Genomic DNA, 18,195 nt, shown 5'->3' on the forward strand with positions numbered 1-18,195 from the left:
GACGCGAAACGTTTCCGGACCGCCCACACCTCCGTCACCGTTCCCTTCGACAGTCCCGCGAAGGCGGGGATGTCGTAAAGGGGCGTCTGATGCACCGAAAGGCGCATGCGATCCGAAGCAGCGCTCTCGCCGCGGCACTCCTCCTCGCCGCCTGCTCCTCTGACGCGGAGCCGAAGCCCGACGTACCGCCCCCGCCGCCATGCCAGGGCGCGACGTTCGAAGGCGCCAGCTTCACCCACTGCACCGCCGTCCCCGGCCGCCACACCATCCACGCCGTCCTCGGCCCCAGGGATGGCGCGCCCTATCGCAGCCTGTCGCAGCTCGCGGTGGGTCGCCCGGGCAAGAGCCACGAGGTCGCCTTCGCCATCAACGGGGGCATGTTCGACGCCGCCGGCTACCCGATCGGCTACTACGTCGAGGAAGGCGAGAAGCGCGACGCACTCAACACCCGGGAAGGCTGGGGCAATTTCCACCTCCTGCCCAACGGCGTGTTCTACGGCGACGCGGCCGGCAACTGGCATGTCCGCACCGCGCAGGACTTCGAGAAAGGCGTCACCGACCGCCCCGATTTCGGCACCCAGTCCGGGCCGATGCTGGTCATCGCCGGCAAGCTGCACCCGAAGATCGACGCCGCCGCGGACGAGGCCGGCAAGTCGCTCAAGGTCCGCAACGGCGTCGGCGTCGATGCGCAGGGACGCGCCCACTTCGTCATTTCCGACGAGCCTGTCTCGTTCGGCAGGCTCGCCCGCTATTTTCGCGACGGGCTGAAATGCCCGAACGCCCTCTTCCTCGACGGCAGCGTCTCCTCGCTGTGGGACCCCGAACATGGCCGCGTCGATGGCGGCCCCCCGCTCGGCCCCTTGATCGTCGTCGAAAAAAGCGCAAAGGCGAAGAAATGATCCTGGTCATCGACAACTACGACAGCTTCACCTGGAACCTGGTCCATTACGTCATGGAACTGGGCGCCGAAGTCCAAGTCGTGCGCAACGACGCGCTGAGCGTGGGCCTCGCGATGGAGATGGCCCCGCAAGGCTTCCTCGTGTCGCCCGGCCCCTGCACCCCCAACGAGGCGGGCATCAGCCTCGGCCTCGTCGGCGCGGCGGCCAAGGCGGGCATCCCTCTGCTCGGCGTGTGCCTGGGGCACCAGTCGATCGGCCAGTACTTCGGCGGCAAGGTCGTGCGCGGCGGGCTGATGCACGGCAAGACCTCCACCATCGAGCACGACGGCACCGGCCTGTTCGAGAACGTGCCCTCGCCGATGAAGGCGGCGCGCTACCATTCGCTGATCGTCGAGAACATCCCCGAGACGCTGGTGGTCAACGCCCGCTCGGACGACGGCCACGTCATGGGCTTCCGCCATGTCGAACTGCCGATCCACGGCGTCCAGTTCCACCCGGAGAGCATCGCCACCCAACACGGCCACGCCATGCTCGCGAACTTCCTGCGCCTCGCCGGCATCGACGCGCGACTGCCCGACCGGGTGATCGCCCCCGTCGCCGACGAGACGAAGGCCGCATGACGCTTCCCGATCCGCTGCACCCGATCGCCGAAGACGAAGCCGAGGCCGCCTTCGCCGCGATCCTCGACGGCGAGGTGCCCGAAGAACAGATCGCCGCCTTCCTCGTCGCCCTGTCCGACCGGGGCGAGACCGCCAGCGAGATCGCCGGCGCCGCCCGCGCGATGCGTGCCCGGATGATTCCGGTGAATGCCCCCGCCAACGCCATCGACGTATGCGGCACCGGCGGCGACGGCTTCCACACCCTCAACGTCTCGACCGCGGTGTCGCTGGTGGTCGCGGCCGCCGGCGTCCCCGTCGCCAAGCACGGCAACCGCGCCGCCAGCTCCAAGGCGGGCGCCGCCGACACTCTCGAAGCGCTTGGCCTCGACCTCGACCGTGCGGTGGAAACCGCCGAATCGACGCTGTCCGAGATCGGCATCGGCTTCCTGTTCGCCGCGCGCCACCACCCGACGATGGGGCGGCTCATGCCGCTGCGAAAGGCGCTCGGCCGGCGCACGATCTTCAACCTGATGGGCCCGCTCGCCAATCCCGCGCAAGTCTCGCGCCAGTTGGTCGGCATCGCCCGCCCCGCCTACGTGCCGATCTACGCCGAGGCGCTGCTGCGCCTGGGCACCGAGCACTCGATGGTGATCTCGGGCGACGAAGGCCTCGACGAGCTGAGCCTTGCCGGCGGCAACGAAGTGGCCGACGTGCGCGGCGCCGAGCTGTCGATGCGCCGCGTCAGTCCGCAGGACGCGGGCCTCGCCATCGCCCCGGTCGCGGCGATCCGCGGCGGCGACCCAGCCTACAACGCCGAGGCCCTGCGCCGCCTGCTGATGGGCGAACCCGGGGCCTACCGCGACGCCGTCCTGCTCAACGCGGCGGGTGCCCTGCTCGTCGCGGGCGAAGTGGAAAGCTGGACCGAAGGCGTCGAGGAAGCCGCCGAAACCATCGACAAGGGCCTCGCCAAGGCCCTGCTCGACTGCTGGATCGCGGCGACGCGCGCCTGAAAGACGACAAGCATGACCGACAAGCTCACCGAGATCTGCGACACCAAGCGCGAGGAAGTCGCCGCCCGCAAGGGGCTCGCCACGATCGCCGACCTCGACGCCATCGCCACCCAATCGACCGCCCCGCGCGGCTTCGAGGCAGCCTTGCGCGCCAAGGCGGCAACCGGCTTCGCACTGATCGCCGAGATCAAGAAGGCGAGCCCGTCGAAAGGCCTGATCCGCCCCGACTTCCGCCCCGCGGAACACGCGGTCGCCTACGAAAAGGGCGGCGCCACATGCCTCTCGGTGCTCACCGACGCGCCTTACTTCCAGGGCCACGAGGACTTCCTGATGGACGCTCGTGCCGCCTGCACGCTGCCGGTCATCCGCAAGGACTTCATGGTCGACCCCTGGCAGGTCGCCGAGACCCGGGCGATCGGCGCGGACGCGATCCTCATCATCGTCGCCGCGCTCGACGACACGCTCATGGCCGAAATCGAGGCTGCCGCGCTGGAACGCGGCATGGACTGCCTCGTCGAAGTTCACAACGAACTTGAGATGGAGCGGGCAAGTCGCTTGAAATCGAGGCTTATCGGTGTGAACAACCGAGACCTGAAGCGCTTCGTCACCGACATCGGGACGACCGAGCGCCTTGCCCCGCTCGCGCCTGAAGGCACCCTGCTGGTGAGCGAGAGCGGCATCAACACATACGCCGACCTCCAGCGCCTGGCCTCCAGTGCGCGGACTTTCCTCGTCGGCGAAAGCCTGATGCGCCAGCCCGACGTCGAAGCCGCCACGCGCGCGCTCCTGACGGGCGCCTGAACCACCCCGTAACCCCGGTCGCGCGCCCTCTGTCCTACCGCGTCAGGATGTGTCATCGAAGCGGCATGAAGTCCCCTGCCCGCCCTCGTCCCGTCCGCAAGATGGCATGTCGGACCGCCCTTCGTCTTACGGTCCTGGACAGTGTAAACCGTGTAAACCTGTTCGGGATCGATCGCGTAACATGAGCAAATCCCTCACCCATATCGATTCGGATGGCACCGCGCGCATGGTCGACGTGGGAGCAAAGGCGGAAACGCAGCGTATCGCGGTCGCCTCGGGGCGGATCGAGATGTCGGCGCAGGCCCTCGCCGCGATCCGGGCCGGCGACGCGCCCAAGGGCGACGTGCTGGGCACCGCGCGCATCGCCGGGATCATGGCCGCGAAGCGGACCTCCGACCTCATCCCGATGTGCCACCCGCTGATGATCGACGCCGTCAACCTGGACTTCGCGTTCGAGGCCGATGCGATCCGGGCCACTGCGACAGCCTCGCTGACAGGCAGGACGGGCGTGGAAATGGAAGCAATGACAGCCACTTCCATCGCACTCCTGACAATCTACGACATGGCCAAGGCGCTCGACAAGGGCATGGTGATCGGCGCGATTCGCCTTGTCGAGAAGCGCGGCGGCAAGTCCGGTCACTGGCAGGCGGAGGGCTGGGGCGCATGAGTTCCGCCCCGCTCCCGCTGGAAGAGGCGCAGGCCCGGCTGCTTGCGCTCACGGCCCCCCTTTCGATCGAACACGTCGACGTCGAGGGGGCTCTCGGCCGCTATCTCGCCGAGCCGTTGCAGGCGCGCCGCACCCAGCCCGCAGCGGCGCTGTCGGCGATGGACGGCTATGCGGTCACTGCCGGAGACCTTGCCGGTCCTTGGCGCATCGTCGGCGAAAGCGCTGCCGGCCATCCCTATCCCGGCATCGTCGCGAGCGGCGAGGCGGTGCGAATCTCGACCGGCGCGATCCTCCCGCGCGGGGCCGAGGCGGTGATCCTGCAGGAAGACCTCGACCGGCGCGACCGCGACCTCGTCATGACCGGCGAGCCGCCCGAACCCGCGCACAAGCACATCCGCCCCTGCGGCATGGATTTTGCCGAAGGCGCCGAAGTCCTGCCCGCCGGCACCCGCATCGGCCCGGCCCAGGCGGCGCTCGCGATGTCCGCCGGGCACAAGCACCTTCCCGTCCACCGCATGCCGCGGATCGCCGTGATCGACAGCGGCGACGAACTCGCCTCCGATCCGGAGCTGTGCGGCCCCCACCAGATCCCCGCGAGCAACGGTGCCATGCTGCTCGCGCTCGCCCGCTCGCTGACGGTGGAAGCGAACCGCATCGGGCCCGTGGCGGACACGATCGCGGCACTCACCGCAGCCTTCGATGCGGCGTCGACAGCGGACGTCATCGTCACCAGCGGCGGTGCCTCGGTCGGCGACCACGACCTCGTGCGCCCTGCGCTCGAGGGGTGGGGCGCCAGTCTCGATTTCTGGCGCGTCGCCATCAAGCCGGGCAAGCCGATCCTCGTCGCGACCCGCCAACGCGATGGGCATAGGCAGATCATCCTGGGACTTCCGGGCAATCCCGTGTCGAGCTTCGTGACCGCCTATCACTTCCTCCTCCCGCTGCTGCGCCGGATGCTGGGGGCTGGCGAGGCACTGCCGATGCGGATCACCACCCGCCTCGGCACTCCGGTCCGCGCCAACGGGCCACGCCGGGAATTCCTGCGTGGATGGTGGGACGGCGAAACCGTGGTGCCGCACGCGATACAGGACAGCGGCGCCCTCGCCTCGCTAGCCGCCAGCAACGTACTGATCGATCGACCCGCCCGCGCACCTGCCGCAGAGCCCGGTGACGAAGTGCGCATATTCCTGCTCCGGAATGGCGGTATCGCCTGAGGCATTGCTTGACGCAGTTAAATTCGTTGCTTAATTGTTCTCGCAATGTTCGCGATAGGAACATTCCCGGCCGAAGGGACCTTCGCCCGGTCGCAACGAGAAGGCAGCGACAATGTTGACGCGCAAGCAGCACGAATTGCTCCGTTTCATCCAGGCCCGGCTTGAGGAAAGCGGCATCTCCCCCAGCTTCGAGGAGATGAAGGAAGCGCTGGACCTGAAATCGAAATCGGGCGTGCATCGCCTGATTTCGGCGCTCGAGGAACGCGGTTTCATTCGTCGCCTGCCCAATCGTGCCCGCGCCCTCGAAGTCTTGCGCCAGCCTGACGACACCGGCACCAGGGCCCCGCGCCCCGCGCCGGCCAACAGCAACGACGACACGCCCGGCCGCACGCCCCAGCGCGCGCCCGAAGCAGCCAACGACGTCATCGAGATTCCGCTGCATGGCCGAATTGCCGCCGGCGTTCCGATCGAAGCGCTCGAAGGGCAGTCATCGCTGTCGGTCCCTGCGGCATTGCTCGGCTCCGGGGAGCATTACGCCCTCGAAGTGTCCGGGGACTCCATGGTCGAGGCAGGTATTCTCGATGGCGATTTCGCACTGGTGAAGCGCACCAACACCGCCCGCGACGGGGAAATCGTCGTTGCCCTGATCCGCGGCGAAGAAGCGACGCTCAAGTACTTGCGCCGGGAAAACGGCATGGTCCGCCTCGATCCCGCCAACGCCGCCTACGAACCGCAGATCTACGGCCCCGACGAAGTCGAAGTCCAGGGCAAGCTTGCAGGACTGCTGCGGCGCTATCACTGAAACGAGGTGTCGCGGCACGAGCCCCGTGCGAACCTCAGTGCAAGCTCCCTGACGATTTCCGACCGATCATCGAGGCGGGTCGGGAATGGTCGCTGGCCCCGGTTCCGAGGGGCGCCACCAACCGTGTTCGCCCTCGCCATCCGCGACGGTGGCCAACCGCCGCTCGGACAAGTGCACGGCAAGTCCGCCGGTTCGGTTCAGCAGGCCCCGGTCCGCCTTGAACCAGCGGGGGCGGCAACTGCCCGGAAGCCAGCGATCGGAAATCACGATGTCGCTGCGATCGCAGGCCGCCGCGAGAGCGCGCTCGGGCACCGCGTCCCGCCCGCGCGATACCAGCAGGCGCCAGGTGCCGCCTTCGCGCTTCAGTGGGAGCGCGCAGAAATCGCGGTTGCAGTGCGCTCCGGGCCAGCGATTGAGCGGTACGGGATCGCCTTCCATGCCGGCCAGTTCGCGCAAGTTGTCGCGCGCATAGCCTTCACCGCCGTCACGCAGGACGAACAGCCGCTGGCCACCGGCCTCGACCAGGCCGACGTGGCGCCCGTCTCCGGAGACCAGGATATCGGGCGGCGAAGCGACGGCGAGCAGTCCCGCGCCAAGCAGCGCAGGCGGAAGGCCGATCCAGCGGACCCGCCCGCTCCACAAGCCGATCCACAAGCCTCCGGCCACGAACACCAGGAAGGCACCGTTCGCCCCGGCCGGCAGGATCGCCACGGCGCCCGGCCGCGATGCAAACCAGTGAGCCAGGCCGGTCAACAGGTCGATCGCGCTCTGCGCCAGCCACCATAGCGGCCAGCCTGCTCCCAGCACGTCGAGGACCAGGGCACCGGCAAGCAGGGGCATGACCACGAACGTCGTCAGCGGAATGGCGAGGACGTTCGCCAGGGCGCCGTAGATGCCCGCGCGGTGGAAGTGGAAAAGCCCGATCGGCATGAGCACGAGGTCGATGACGATGCCGGTCAGAAGCAACATCGCCAGGTGGCGCAGCGCCCGCGCCGCCAGCAATTCGTCCCGCGGGGCGACGAAGGCACGCACGGGGCCGGCCGTGGTGAGCGCGACCAGCGCCAGCACCGCGCCGAAGCTCATCTGGAAGCTCGGCCCGGTAACAGCCTCGGGCCAGAGCAGCATGACGCAGAACGCCGCGACGGCCAGCATCCGCAACGACAGGGGTTCGCGACCCAGCGCCAGCGCCACGAGAACCAGCAGCGCGCCGATGCACGATCGTACTGTCGGAACTTCCGAACCGGAAATCAGGGTATAGGCCACGCCGGCCAGCGCCCCGACCGCTGCGGCCACCATCGGCAGGCGGACGCGCAGGGCGAGCCAGGGGAACAGCGCCAGGACGCGCACGACCAGGACGTAGATGGCGCCGACTACGGCGCTGACGTGCAGCCCGCTAACCGAAAGCAGGTGCGCAAGCCCGGAGTCGCGCATCGCCTCGTCGTCGGCTTCGGTGATGCCGCCCCTGTCGCCGGTGACGAGCGCGCTGGCTATGCCGGCCCGCTCCTCACCGATTCGCTCGCGGATGTGGTCGGACAACGCCCGGCGCAATCCCGACAGCCTGCCACCGCCCGGCTCTCCCTGCCGCACGACCTGCACCTCGCCGAGAGCCGAACCGCTGCCGGCAATTCCCGAGAACCAGGCCGTCCGCGCGAAATTGTAGGCGCCGGGCAGCATCGGCGGCGCCGGCGGCATCAGCCGGCCCCTGAAGCGCACGATGTCGCCGATGCCGACCGGCGCGGCGGCATCCGTACGGGTTACGTTGAGGCGTATCTTGATCGACCGGCCGCCGTCCGGCTCGCGCATCGCCAGTATCAGCCGGTCACGCCCGAGCGCGGGCTGTGGCTGGATGTCCAGTACCCTTGCCGTGAACGAACCCGCGAACGGGCGCTCCAAAGGCACTTCCCCCACAATTTCCGAGCGTGTCCAAATCGTCAGGCATCCCGCCATCGCAAGCAGCGGCAGGACCAATGCGGCCTTGCGCAGGCGCGGATAGGCCTCGCGCCCGGGCCATGGCGCCATCCCCGTCGTCGCGAACACCACACACAGGCCGCAGAAGCCGACCCAGAAGGGCGGCGAAGGAAGCGCAAACCACGTCACGATGCCGCCCGCGAAGGCCACCGTGAGCCACGGTCCGCGATCGAATCCGGCCTGCGAAAGAAATCGCTCGATGGCCGCCAAAGGCCTCGACAAGTCGCCTCCGCTGTTCCATGGCCGATGCTGCAATGCAGCGGCTCCGCGGCCTTCCGGGGGCTGATTTTCAAGAGTTGCGGCCGGGCTCCCCATGGCGCGCATAGGACAATAAGGTGGTATCGATGGCAAGCGGTAGTGCAACGGGCGGAACGACGGGCGCCAAGGCCGTCGTCACGCGCTTTGCCCCCTCGCCCACGGGTTTCCTGCATATCGGCGGCGCCCGCACGGCCCTTTTCAACTGGCTCTTCGCCCGCCACCACGGCGGCAAGTACCTGCTGCGGGTCGAGGACACCGATCGCGCGCGTTCGACGGAACCCGCGATCGAGGCGATCTTCGACGGCCTGACATGGCTCGGCCTGCAGGGCGACGAAGCGCCAGTGTTCCAGTTCGCCCGTTCGGCACGCCATGCCGAAGTCGCGGCGCAGTTGCTGGAGAGCGGGCATGCCTATCGCTGCTATCTGACGCCCGAGGAACTCGCCGAGCGTCGCCAGAAGGCGCAGGAAGAGCGTCGCCCGTTCCGCATCGACAGCGAATGGCGCGATGCCGATCCCTCGACCTGGCCGGCTGACAAGCCCTGGGTCGTGCGCATGAAGGCACCGCGCGAAGGCGAGACGACGATCGAGGACCTCGTCCAGGGCTCGGTCACCGTGCAGAACGTCGAGATCGACGACTTCGTCATCCTGCGAAGCGACGGCACCCCGGTCTACATGCTGGCGGTGGTGGTGGACGACCACGACATGGGCGTGACCCACGTCCTGCGCGGCGACGACCATCTCAACAACGCCTTCCGCCAACTCGTCATCATCAAGGGAATGGGCTGGGACGTGCCGGTCTATGGCCACGTCCCGCTGATCCACGGCGCCGACGGCGCCAAGCTGTCCAAGCGCCACGGCGCGCTGGGCGTCGATTCCTACCGCGACGAACTGGGCATCCTGCCCGAAGCGCTGTTCAACTACCTGCTTCGCCTGGGCTGGGGCCACGGTGACGACGAGATCATATCGCGCGAGCAGGCAGTCGAATGGTTCGACATGGTCGACGTGGGCAAGTCGCCCTCGCGCTTCGACCTCGCGAAAGTACACAATCTCAACGGGCACTACCTGCGCGAGGCCGACGACCTCCGGCTCGCCGAACTGGTCGCGCCGCGCCTGCCGACAAACGGGGACGGGGCTGCCGATGCCGGCCTCGACCTGCTGTCGCGCGCGATGCCCGTTCTCAAGGTCCGAGCAAAGGACCTCAACGAACTTGCAGAAGGCTCTGCCTTCCTGTTTGCCAAGCGTCCCCTCGCCATGAGCGAAAAGGCGCTCGGCCTCCTGACCGACGAGGCGCGTGGCCGCCTGGCCGCGGTTCATGAGCGCCTGTCCGGTCCGATCGACTGGACGCTGGAGGAACTGGAAGGAAACCTGAAGGCAATGGCCGAGGAACTGGGACTGGGACTCGGCAAGCTCGCACAACCGCTGCGAGCGGCCCTGACAGGTCAGACGACCTCGCCGGGGATTTTCGACGTACTGGTTTTGCTCGGACGGGAAGAGAGCCTCGCACGTATCGGTGCGCAGGCGGACGTTCCAGTCGAGTAACCGTCAAAAGGAGATATAACTGGTGGGTGATCAGGCTAAACTGAGCGCTGGTGGCGCGGACTTCGAGTACCCGATCCTTAAGGGCAGCGTCGGCCCGGATGTCGTCGACATCCGCAAGCTCTATGCCCAGACCGGCAAGTTCACGTTCGACCCGGGCTTCACTTCGACCGCGAGCTGCGAGTCGGCGCTGACCTACATCGACGGCGACGAAGGCGTTCTGCTGCATCGCGGCTACCCGATCGGCCAGCTGGCCGAGAAGTCCTCGTTCATGGAAACGAGCTACCTGCTGCTCAACGGCGAACTGCCGAGCAAGGACGAGCTTACCACGTTCGAGAACACCATCACGCGCCATACCATGCTGCACGAGCAGCTGGCGACGTTCTATCGCGGCTTCCGCCGTGACGCCCACCCGATGGCGATCATGTGCGGCGTGGTCGGCGCGCTTTCGGCGTTCTACCACGATTCGACCGACATCGCGGACCCCGAGCATCGCAAGATCAGCTCGCACCGCCTGATCGCGAAGATGCCCACGATCGCAGCGATGGCCTACAAGTATTCGGTCGGCCAGCCGTTCGTCTATCCCGACAACTCGCTGAGCTACACCGGCAACTTCCTGCGCATGACCTTCGGCGTGCCGGCAGAAGAATATGAAGTGATCCCCGCCATCGAAAAGGCGATGGACCGCATCTTCATCCTCCACGCCGACCACGAGCAGAACGCTTCGACCTCGACCGTGCGCCTCGCCGGCTCGTCGGGCGCCAACCCGTTCGCATGCATCGCCGCGGGCATCGCCTGCCTGTGGGGCCCCGCGCATGGCGGCGCCAACGAAGCCGCGCTCAACATGCTCAAGGAGATCGGCACCCCCGATCGCATCCCGCACTACATCGAGCGCGCCAAGGACAAGAACGATCCGTTCCGCCTGATGGGCTTCGGTCACCGCGTCTACAAGAACTACGATCCGCGCGCGACGGTCATGCAGTCGACCCTGCGCGAGGTCTTCGACGCGCTCAAGGTCACCGACCCCCTCTTCGAGACCGCGCTGCGCCTCGAGGAACTCGCTCTCAGCGATCCGTACTTCGTCGAGAAGAAGCTGTTCCCCAACGTCGACTTCTATTCAGGCATCATCCTGTCGGCGATCGGCTTCCCGACGACGATGTTCACCGTGCTCTTCGCCCTCGCCCGCACCGTCGGCTGGGTGGCGCAGTGGAACGAGATGATCTCCGATCCAGGCCAGAAGATCGGTCGTCCGCGCCAGCTCTACACCGGGCCGACGCAGCGCGACTACCTGGCGATCGACAAGCGTTGATCCGCAGGCGCTGACCTACCCGTTCCGCGAGCAGTCGCGGTATCCGAAGGAGGCCCTCGCGAAAGCGGGGGCCTTTTTCGTGGGGCCGGCCTTTTTCGTGGGGCCGGCCTTTTTCGTGGGGCCGGCCTTTTTCGTGGGGCCGCCTTTTTTCGTGGGGCCGCCTTTTTCGTGGGGACTGGGCAAGTCGGCGCGAATACGCCACAATCCGGCCGCATCCTGAGGTCACCCTAGGTGTAATAAACGGGGCGCGATAAAATGCTGTTCATTCGAATCTTGGCGATGATCCTGGGCGTTCTCGCCATCGCTGCGGGGCTGCTCTTCGTCGGGCAGGGAACCGGAGTACTGTTGTGGCCGGCCGACAGCTTCATGCTCGCCGATCGCGGCTGGGCCGTGCGCGGGGCAGTGCTGGCCATGGTCGGCGGGATCGTCGTCTGGCTCGCTCGCCGCGGTCGCTGAGGCGAAGCACGGCCGGGTGCGGCGTCAGGCCCCCGGGTCGGCCGGGACTTCGAGGATGAAGCGCGCACCCTGCCCGGCCATGCTCTCCACCGTCAGGTCTCCGCCCATCGCGCGGGCAAGGCTGCGCGAGATGTAGAGGCCTAGGCCCGAGCCACCGTCGCCACTGCGGCCAAGGCGCTCGAATTTCTCGAAGACGCGCGCCTGTTCAGGCTCGCTCAAGCCCGGCCCCTGGTCCGAGACGATCACCCGAGCGCGCTCGCCCGCGGCTTGCAGGTGGATCGCGATGCGCGAATTCTCGGGCGAATAGCGGATCGCGTTGCCGACGAGGTTGAGCAGCACCTGGAGGACGCGCCGGAACTCGGCCAGCGCGGGAAGCGTCTGTTCGAACGGCGGCGGGTCGATGACGATCCCTTTCTCCCGCGCACGCACGCCCAGAATGCCGGCGGCCTGGCGGGCGACTTCGGACAGGTCGATCGGATCGGGCAAAGTGGTGAAGCTGTCGGACTCGACGACCTCGAGGTCCGCCATGTCCTCGAGCAGGCCGAGCAACAGCGTGCCTGCGCTGGCGATCTCGCCCGCATATTCGGCATAGGCGTCGGGCAAAGGTCCTGCGAGACGGGTACGGATGGTCTCGGCATTGGCGATGATGCGCGCGATCGGCTGCTTGAGCACCGGCGCCAGGTCCTGACCGACCAGGCTGCGCCGTGGCGGCCGAATGGCCGGCTCGACGACAGTGGGACCTTGGCCGGCAGGCTGGTCCGACAGCAGCAGCAGTTCGAACCCGGAAGGCTCGAAGCCCGGCGCCATGTGCGGAACGAGGGAGACCCGCCAGGATCGCTGCGATCCCGGCACGATCACGCGGGTCCCGTCGAGCAGGCGCCAGTGCAGGGGCTGCTGGTGAGTGACGTTCTCGGGCGCGAGAAATTCGGTCCAGACCTGGCCGACACCGGCCTCCATCGCCGAGACAAGCTCCGCCAGTTCGGGGGATTCAGAGGTCGCTGCAAGCACGCGCTGGCCGGCATCGAGATAGGCGGACAGTTCGGCGAGATGGCGGTCTGTCGCCGCGCGGCGTTGTTCCGCCAGCGCCCCCTCTTCCTGGAGGACAGGCGACGACTGCCAGGTGCGCACGCGGATCGAGCAACCCTCTCCCTCGGCGCCGGGTTCGACTTCGATCCAGGCGCAGATCGCGTCGCTGCCGTCCTGCGCGTTGATCGAACGGGCGATGCGGAAGCGCGAGTGGCGCGCCTTTCGCACCAGTTCGAGCAGTTCCGGCACCGCGATTGTGCCGGGCAGTTCGCCGCCGCACCGCACCTGCAGCCCGGCCAGTGGCTCGTCCGCGCGCAGCAGCCGGTCGTCGACGTCGCTGGTGGCGAAGGCCAGGACAGTGCCATATTCGAACATCAGGCGGGCTGTCCGGGGTGCAAGGACAGGATCGTCGCCGCCTGCTCCGAACCGATGCGCTCGAAACCTTCGGGAAGCAGCATCTCGGAATGAAGCGCGAGGATCTGCTCCTCCACCAGCCACGGCTCCAGTCCCGCGGCCCGCAGCGCAAGGGCAAGCCGCGCAATCTGGGCTTCGTGGGTCGAGAGCACGACCGCATCGCGGTTCTGCCCCGATCCCTGCGCGATCGCGGTCAGGAACAGCGGGACCCCGGCCCGCGCCAGCACCAGTGCGGTCCACGCGCCGTCGCCCAGACCCGCGACGAGCTTGGCCGCTAGGCCCATGCGGCTAGATGCCTCATCGTAGGAAGCGCGGATTTCGGTCTCGGCGACGGTGGCGCGCGCGGCCAGTTCGGGCTCGGCACCTGCCAGCATGCGCAAGGTATAGAGAGCGACGTTCAGCAACTCGGCCGGCAGTTCGCGCAGCGCCAGCTTCATCTGTCGCTGGGCCTGGCACCAACGTGCCTGGGCTCCTACAAACGCCGCCGCAAGGCCCTGGTCGTTGGGAAGCAAGCCCTGCAACAGGGGCGACATCACCGGATCGAGAGCCAAGCGCGCCTGCATTCGCTCGGTCAGCTGCCATTCCAGGGCGAGGGAATGAAGGTGGGTCAGCAGCGCCGGATTGTCGAGCAGGGCGCGGCCCACCACTTCCACTTCACCGGCCGAATGCACGCGGCGGCTTTCCGTGCCGACAAGCGCGTCAAGCAGCGCGATGGCGAGGTCCGCGAGCATGGCGCGGACCCGGGCGAGAATTTCCTCGCTGAAGACCGACACGTCTCCCGCCGCGACGAGGTGCCGCAGGATCGGCGCGACCGTCCCGGCCACGGCGTCGCCCCGCGCCAAGTCGTCGCGCAATGCGGCTACGACGGTTTCGGTGTCTGCCGGAGGAACGGCCTGGTCGATCATCTAACTCGTCTAACCGTCATCTGGTTAATTCGAGGTTAGCCGTGCCGCCGCGGCGGCAGCAGGAGCGCCGCGGCCACGAGGGCGGCCGAAAGTAGCCGGACGACGAGCAGGATCTGCCCGAAGCCGGACGCCAACGCGAGAACGAGCCCAAGCAATGCGCGGTCCGCCACCCATCCGGCGATGGTGCCGCCGGCGATGCGCGGCAGGAGGACCAGCAGCATCATCAGGATCGCCGGCGTGCACAGCCACGCGATCACCGGCTCGCCGGGGAAACGGGGCATGTCGAGCAGGATCAGGAAGGCGAAAGCGAGGTCGACCAGCCACACCAGCACGTCCGCACGGGGAATGGCGGGAGACGGCTGGCCCAGCGCATGCCGCTCGGCCGCGCGCAGCAGGCGGCTCGATTCGACCAGCAGCCAGGCGATCGCGACGAAAACGAAGCCGCCCCAGACGAGCCCGAACCAGCCCAGCACCGCCGCGATGGCGATTGCCGCAAGCACCGCGGCCGACACCACGTTGCTGGCATTGCCCGCGTGCAACAGCGAGGAACCGAAACTGAGCACTCCGAAGCGCGCCACGGCCCGTCCCGGCGAACTGCAACTTCCCTCGCCGAAGCGCGAGCGCAGCCATTCGTCCTCGAGCGCGTAGGCCTCGGCTTCGCTGCGGATCATCCGCCAGCCCGAACCGCTGCGCGCCGCTGCCGGCACTTCACGCATGGAGATGCCGGTCTGGAGCGCGATCCGCGTGAGCGAGGAGATGACGTCGCAATCGGCGGGCAGTTCGTGAAGCCGTTCCACCATCTGGCCCGGCACCCGCATCAGCCCGGCGCTGGCCCGGTTGATGTCGATTCGCTCGAACCCTGCGGCCAGCGCACCTTCCACCGGCTGTACGAGCACGAGCGGTGCGCGCCCTTCGAACAAGGCGACCGCCTGCGCGGGGTCGGCGAACAGCCCCTCGGAAATCACGATCAACTCGTCACCGGCGGTCACCAGCCCGGCAAGCTGGCCCGGGCCCGTGGCGATGGTGAACTGGAGCCCTGCGGCTTCGGCGTCGTGCTGGAGCGCGATCAGGTCCGGCGAAGTCCCGCGCGCCATGCAGATCACCCGCTGGCAGTCGAGCGCGAGAGCCATTCCGAGCTGGTGCTGGGCGACGCTCGCCCCCGCGACGCGCAGGAACGCGCGCGGAAACGGCTGCCCTGCCCCGGCAGGTTCCGTCATGGCCAGCAATGCTATCCGCAAATTCCAACTCCAGACCCTTTCCTGATGTAGGCAGGTGTCGGGCGGGTGCCAAGCGAAAGCGGGAGATCAGTCTTCGGAAAACTCCGATAGGAAGGCTTTGAGACGCCGCACTGCGGTCGGCTCGCCGGGAGCGGCGTCGAGTGCCTGGTCGGCCATCGACAGCAGTCGCTCCGAATGGAAGCTTGCCGCCAGGCCCTTGAGGCGCATCGCCGCCACCACCCAGTTGCCGTCGCACCGCGCGCGTTCGAGCAAGTCGACCTGCCGTGCGACACTGTCCACGAAGGCCGCGCGCAATTCGGCCATGAGGACGGGATCACCACCGGCGGCGGCGGCGAGAGTAGCTTCGAGGGCGCCTGCTTCATAAGCCATTTCCCCAGGATAGTGGGCAATGCGTTAAGTCGGGGTTTATTGCCCCGCCGCTCGTGGTATTCTGCCTGGATGGTTGGGGAACACAGGATCATCGCATTCGGCGCAGGCAATGGTGAAGGTTCGGGGAGCGACAAGCCCGCCGAGACCGCCATCGATGCGACCTCTCAGGAAAGCTGGGACGACGCATGGGTCGCAGGCGAGGACGATGCCGATTCGGCTCCCCCGCCCGCATCCCGCGACTGGTTGGCGCCGGCGCTGGCCGGCATCGCCGCGGCGGCCTGGACCGCGCTGTTCCTGGCCGCCCGGATTCCGGCCCTTGCCGCCGGCCTGCCGTTCGCCGAAGTTCCCGGCCTCGTCATGCAATGGTGCGTGCCGGTTCTGCTGATCGCGGTCGTCTGGCTGCTCGCCATGCGGCAAAGCGCGCGCGAGGGTCGCCGGTTCGGCCGTATCGCCCGCACCCTCTCGACCGAATCCGCGCTGCTCGAAAAGCGCCTGACCACGGTGAACCGCGAACTCAGCCTCGCGCGCGAATTCGTCGCCTCGCAGTCGCGCGATCTCGAGGCTTTGGGCCGCATCGCCGCCGAGCGCCTGTCCCAGAACGCCGAGCGGCTGCAGGACCTCGTGCGTGAAAATGGCGCACGAGTTGATTCGATCAGCACCGTCAGCAATGCCGCTCTGGAGAACATGGAGAAGCTGCGCGGGCAACTTCCCGTCATCGCCAGCTCCGCCAAGGACGTCACCAACAACATCGCCAATGCCGGGCGCACCGCCCATGCCCAGCTCGAGGACATGGTCGCAGGCTTCAATCGCCTCAACGAGTTCGGCTCGGCCAGCACCCGGCAGGTTGCAATGCTGCGCGACCAGGTGGGCGAGACGCTGGACGGCTTCACCCGGCAGTGCGAACAGCTCGAAGCCGTCGCCTCCGCACGGTTCGCGTCGCTTGCCGAGCGGGGCGAGGATTTCCGCACCCAGCTTGAAAAGCACGAGGTCGACGCCCTCGCCGCTATCCGCAACCGGGCCAAGGCGCTTTCGGAAGAGATCGAGGCGACCCGTCGCCAGCTCGACCAGCACGAGGCCGAGAGCCTGACCTCGTTGCGCGCCCGCCTCGTTGGCCTGCGCGACGAAAGCGACGTCGTCTCGCGCGCCTTGAGGGAGGCCGAGGATCGCGCCGGAGAATCGCTGCGCGCAGGCCTCGCCAACCTGTCGAAAGAACAGTCGGCTGCCAGTGCGACCATCGTCGCCGCCCAGCAGAGCGCGATCGACGCGCTTGCCGGCCGCCTTGCGACCATCGCCTCCGAAACGCGCCAGATCGACGAATCGATCGGCCTGCGCGCCGAGCGCCTGACGATGGAAGCCGAGGAGCGCCAGTCGCGCCAGGTCGAACAGGAACGCCACGCCATCGCCCGCATCGAACACATGCTGGGCGAACTCGACGGCACGATCGCCGAGCGCCTCGAACGCCATCGTATCCAGGCGACCGTGCTGGCCGAACGCGCCGGCGCGGTGACCGAAGAACTGTCGCGGTACGAAAACCGGCTCGCCACCATCGCGCAGGCCACGGGCGATTCGGAAATGCGCCTCGCCGCCAGCCTCGGAGCGCTTACCCAGCGCCTGACCGCCGCGCGCGCCACGTTGGCCGCCACCGACGGCGATGTCGAGAAACTGACGGCCGACAGCGTGCGCCTGCTCGAACTGGTCCAGGCCAGCGCCCGCCAGACGCACGATGTCCTGCCCGAAGCCCTCTCGATTTCCGAGGACCGCCTGGCACGCCTGCACGAAGGCGTGGGCAACCTGCTCGGACAGCTCCGCCAGTCGGCCCAGAACAGCGAAGGCCTGGCCGCCGGAATCGGTGCATCGGGCCGTGATCTCGATGCGCTCATCGCCGGCCTCGCGCAGGCGCAGGCCGCGATCGCCGGGCGCGGCGCGGATCACGCTGCCCTGCTCGCCGATCTCCGCTCGACGGTAGGAGAGATCGACGCCGCCACCCAGCATGCAGCAGACAAGGCTGGAGGCGCCCTGACCGACGCCATTGCCGCGCTCGACAGGAGCATGAAAGAGGCCGTCGTCGCCATTGAGGGCGACAGCGCGGAGCGGATCACCCGCGTCGCCCAGGCCCTGGGTGCCGAGAGCGCCGCCGCCATCGACAAGGCCATGCGCACCAAGGTCGCCGAAATCTCGGGCCAACTCGAACAGGCCGTCGCCCACTCGTCCGGCGTCACCCGCGAGGCGAGCGGACAACTGCGCGACCAGATGACCAAAGTCGAGGAACTGGTCGGCAATCTCGAGAACCGCGTCGCCGAAGCGCGCAGCCGCGCCGAGGAGCAGGTCGACAACGACTTCTCGCGCCGCGCCGCAATCATCACCGAATCACTCAACTCCAACGCGATCGACATCGCCTCGGTGCTCTCCGGCGATATCGCCGATACCGCCTGGGCTGCCTACCTTCGCGGCGACCGCGGCATCTTCACCCGCCGCGCCGTGAGCCTGCTCGAGGCAGGCGAGGTCAAGGCGATCCAGCAGGTCTTCGAGCGCGACGACGCCTTCAGGGCCAACGTCAGCCGCTACATCCACGATTTCGAAGCGATCCTGCGCCAGGTCCTCTCCACCCGCGACGGCAACGCGCTGGGGGTCACGCTGCTGTCGTCCGACATGGGCAAGCTCTACGTCGCGCTGGCCCAGGGGATCGAGCGCCTGCGAAGCTGAGGCCCGCGCGGCAAGTGCTCCG

16 protein-coding genes are annotated in these 18,195 nt (G+C 67.9%); 11 read left to right on the forward strand and 5 right to left on the reverse strand.

The window, feature by feature from the left end; all coding sequences use genetic code 11:
• Positions 1 to 89 precede the first annotated feature (89 nt).
• The 7 genes from ACFFDA_RS14295 to lexA all read left to right on the forward strand — a co-directional run bounded on the left by ACFFDA_RS14295 (position 90) and on the right by lexA (position 5,992).
• On the forward strand, positions 90 to 899 hold the full coding sequence (locus ACFFDA_RS14295; protein ID WP_404481116.1) for a phosphodiester glycosidase family protein: 810 nt from the start codon (positions 90 to 92) through the stop codon (positions 897 to 899).
• On the forward strand, positions 896 to 1,519 hold the full coding sequence (locus ACFFDA_RS14300) for an anthranilate synthase component II (RefSeq protein ID WP_404481117.1): 624 nt from the start codon (positions 896 to 898) through the stop codon (positions 1,517 to 1,519). Before ACFFDA_RS14295 ends, ACFFDA_RS14300 begins: the two co-directional genes overlap by 4 nt.
• Positions 1,516 to 2,508 carry an anthranilate phosphoribosyltransferase gene (gene trpD / locus ACFFDA_RS14305; RefSeq protein WP_404481119.1) on the forward strand — a complete coding sequence of 331 codons (993 nt, stop codon included), beginning with the start codon at positions 1,516 to 1,518 and terminating at the stop codon, positions 2,506 to 2,508. The genes ACFFDA_RS14300 and trpD overlap by 4 nt, the downstream gene beginning before the upstream one ends.
• 12 nt (positions 2,509 to 2,520) lie before the next feature.
• Positions 2,521 to 3,309, forward strand: a complete 789-nt coding sequence (gene trpC / locus ACFFDA_RS14310) for an indole-3-glycerol phosphate synthase TrpC (protein ID WP_404481121.1) — start codon at positions 2,521 to 2,523, stop codon at positions 3,307 to 3,309.
• A gap of 181 nt (positions 3,310 to 3,490) precedes the next feature.
• Positions 3,491 to 3,976, forward strand: coding sequence for a cyclic pyranopterin monophosphate synthase MoaC (gene moaC, locus ACFFDA_RS14315; RefSeq protein WP_404481123.1), 486 nt, complete (start codon positions 3,491 to 3,493; stop codon positions 3,974 to 3,976).
• A complete protein-coding gene (locus ACFFDA_RS14320) occupies positions 3,973 to 5,190 on the forward strand; it encodes a molybdopterin molybdotransferase MoeA (protein WP_404481125.1) in 1,218 nt (405 codons plus the stop codon). The genes moaC and ACFFDA_RS14320 overlap by 4 nt, the downstream gene beginning before the upstream one ends.
• A 112-nt stretch (positions 5,191 to 5,302) precedes the next feature.
• A complete protein-coding gene (lexA, locus tag ACFFDA_RS14325) occupies positions 5,303 to 5,992 on the forward strand; it encodes a transcriptional repressor LexA (RefSeq protein WP_404481127.1) in 690 nt (229 codons plus the stop codon).
• A 66-nt stretch (positions 5,993 to 6,058) separates the two neighbouring features.
• Here the strand turns inward: lexA and ACFFDA_RS14330 are convergent, their stop codons facing one another.
• Complete coding sequence (locus tag ACFFDA_RS14330; protein ID WP_404481129.1) at positions 6,059 to 8,182, reverse strand: ComEC/Rec2 family competence protein; 2,124 nt, start codon at positions 8,180 to 8,182, stop codon at positions 6,059 to 6,061.
• A gap of 122 nt (positions 8,183 to 8,304) precedes the next feature.
• On the opposite strand from ACFFDA_RS14330, the gene gltX reads away from it, so the two are divergent.
• From gltX to ACFFDA_RS14345, 3 genes are all read left to right on the forward strand, one after another.
• Positions 8,305 to 9,756 carry a glutamate--tRNA ligase gene (gltX, locus tag ACFFDA_RS14335; RefSeq protein ID WP_404481132.1) on the forward strand — a complete coding sequence of 484 codons (1,452 nt, stop codon included), beginning with the start codon at positions 8,305 to 8,307 and terminating at the stop codon, positions 9,754 to 9,756.
• A gap of 22 nt (positions 9,757 to 9,778) precedes the next feature.
• A complete protein-coding gene (locus ACFFDA_RS14340; protein WP_404481134.1) occupies positions 9,779 to 11,062 on the forward strand; it encodes a citrate synthase in 1,284 nt (427 codons plus the stop codon).
• Positions 11,063 to 11,317: 255 nt separating this feature from the next.
• A complete protein-coding gene (locus ACFFDA_RS14345; protein WP_404481136.1) occupies positions 11,318 to 11,518 on the forward strand; it encodes a hypothetical protein in 201 nt (66 codons plus the stop codon).
• A gap of 24 nt (positions 11,519 to 11,542) precedes the next feature.
• Here the strand turns inward: ACFFDA_RS14345 and ACFFDA_RS14350 are convergent, their stop codons facing one another.
• The 4 genes from ACFFDA_RS14350 to ACFFDA_RS14365 form a co-directional block, all read right to left on the reverse strand.
• Complete coding sequence (locus ACFFDA_RS14350; protein ID WP_404481138.1) at positions 11,543 to 12,919, reverse strand: sensor histidine kinase; 1,377 nt, start codon at positions 12,917 to 12,919, stop codon at positions 11,543 to 11,545.
• Positions 12,919 to 13,863 (reverse strand): hypothetical protein, encoded by a 945-nt coding sequence (locus ACFFDA_RS14355; RefSeq protein ID WP_404481140.1) that lies wholly within the window; start codon positions 13,861 to 13,863, stop codon positions 12,919 to 12,921. Before ACFFDA_RS14355 ends, ACFFDA_RS14350 begins: the two co-directional genes overlap by 1 nt.
• A 35-nt stretch (positions 13,864 to 13,898) precedes the next feature.
• Positions 13,899 to 15,080, reverse strand: coding sequence for a hypothetical protein (locus ACFFDA_RS14360; protein WP_404481142.1), 1,182 nt, complete (start codon positions 15,078 to 15,080; stop codon positions 13,899 to 13,901).
• A gap of 87 nt (positions 15,081 to 15,167) precedes the next feature.
• On the reverse strand, positions 15,168 to 15,470 hold the full coding sequence (locus ACFFDA_RS14365; protein ID WP_404481144.1) for an Hpt domain-containing protein: 303 nt from the start codon (positions 15,468 to 15,470) through the stop codon (positions 15,168 to 15,170).
• A gap of 69 nt (positions 15,471 to 15,539) precedes the next feature.
• Between ACFFDA_RS14365 and ACFFDA_RS14370 the strand changes: the two genes are divergently transcribed.
• Complete coding sequence (locus tag ACFFDA_RS14370; RefSeq protein ID WP_404481146.1) at positions 15,540 to 18,173, forward strand: ATPase; 2,634 nt, start codon at positions 15,540 to 15,542, stop codon at positions 18,171 to 18,173.
• The last annotated feature ends 22 nt before the right edge of the window (positions 18,174 to 18,195 follow it).

The organism is Novosphingobium sp. BL-52-GroH (assembly GCF_044813085.1).
Lineage (GTDB): Bacteria > Pseudomonadota > Alphaproteobacteria > Sphingomonadales > Sphingomonadaceae > Novosphingobium.

Coding starts and splice junctions, on each gene's coding strand:
- ACFFDA_RS14295 (WP_404481116.1), top strand. CDS start 90: ATGCACCGAAAGGCGCATGCGATCCGAAGCAGCGCTCTCGCCGCGGCA.
- ACFFDA_RS14365 (WP_404481144.1), bottom strand. CDS start 15,470: ATGGCTTATGAAGCAGGCGCCCTCGAAGCTACTCTCGCCGCCGCCGCC.
- ACFFDA_RS14350 (WP_404481138.1), bottom strand. CDS start 12,919: ATGTTCGAATATGGCACTGTCCTGGCCTTCGCCACCAGCGACGTCGAC.
- moaC (WP_404481123.1), top strand. CDS start 3,491: ATGAGCAAATCCCTCACCCATATCGATTCGGATGGCACCGCGCGCATG.
- ACFFDA_RS14360 (WP_404481142.1), bottom strand. CDS start 15,080: ATGACGGAACCTGCCGGGGCAGGGCAGCCGTTTCCGCGCGCGTTCCTG.
- lexA (WP_404481127.1), top strand. CDS start 5,303: ATGTTGACGCGCAAGCAGCACGAATTGCTCCGTTTCATCCAGGCCCGG.
- gltX (WP_404481132.1), top strand. CDS start 8,305: ATGGCAAGCGGTAGTGCAACGGGCGGAACGACGGGCGCCAAGGCCGTC.
- trpD (WP_404481119.1), top strand. CDS start 1,516: ATGACGCTTCCCGATCCGCTGCACCCGATCGCCGAAGACGAAGCCGAG.
- ACFFDA_RS14370 (WP_404481146.1), top strand. CDS start 15,540: ATGGTTGGGGAACACAGGATCATCGCATTCGGCGCAGGCAATGGTGAA.
- ACFFDA_RS14355 (WP_404481140.1), bottom strand. CDS start 13,863: ATGATCGACCAGGCCGTTCCTCCGGCAGACACCGAAACCGTCGTAGCC.
- trpC (WP_404481121.1), top strand. CDS start 2,521: ATGACCGACAAGCTCACCGAGATCTGCGACACCAAGCGCGAGGAAGTC.
- ACFFDA_RS14345 (WP_404481136.1), top strand. CDS start 11,318: ATGCTGTTCATTCGAATCTTGGCGATGATCCTGGGCGTTCTCGCCATC.
- ACFFDA_RS14300 (WP_404481117.1), top strand. CDS start 896: ATGATCCTGGTCATCGACAACTACGACAGCTTCACCTGGAACCTGGTC.
- ACFFDA_RS14320 (WP_404481125.1), top strand. CDS start 3,973: ATGAGTTCCGCCCCGCTCCCGCTGGAAGAGGCGCAGGCCCGGCTGCTT.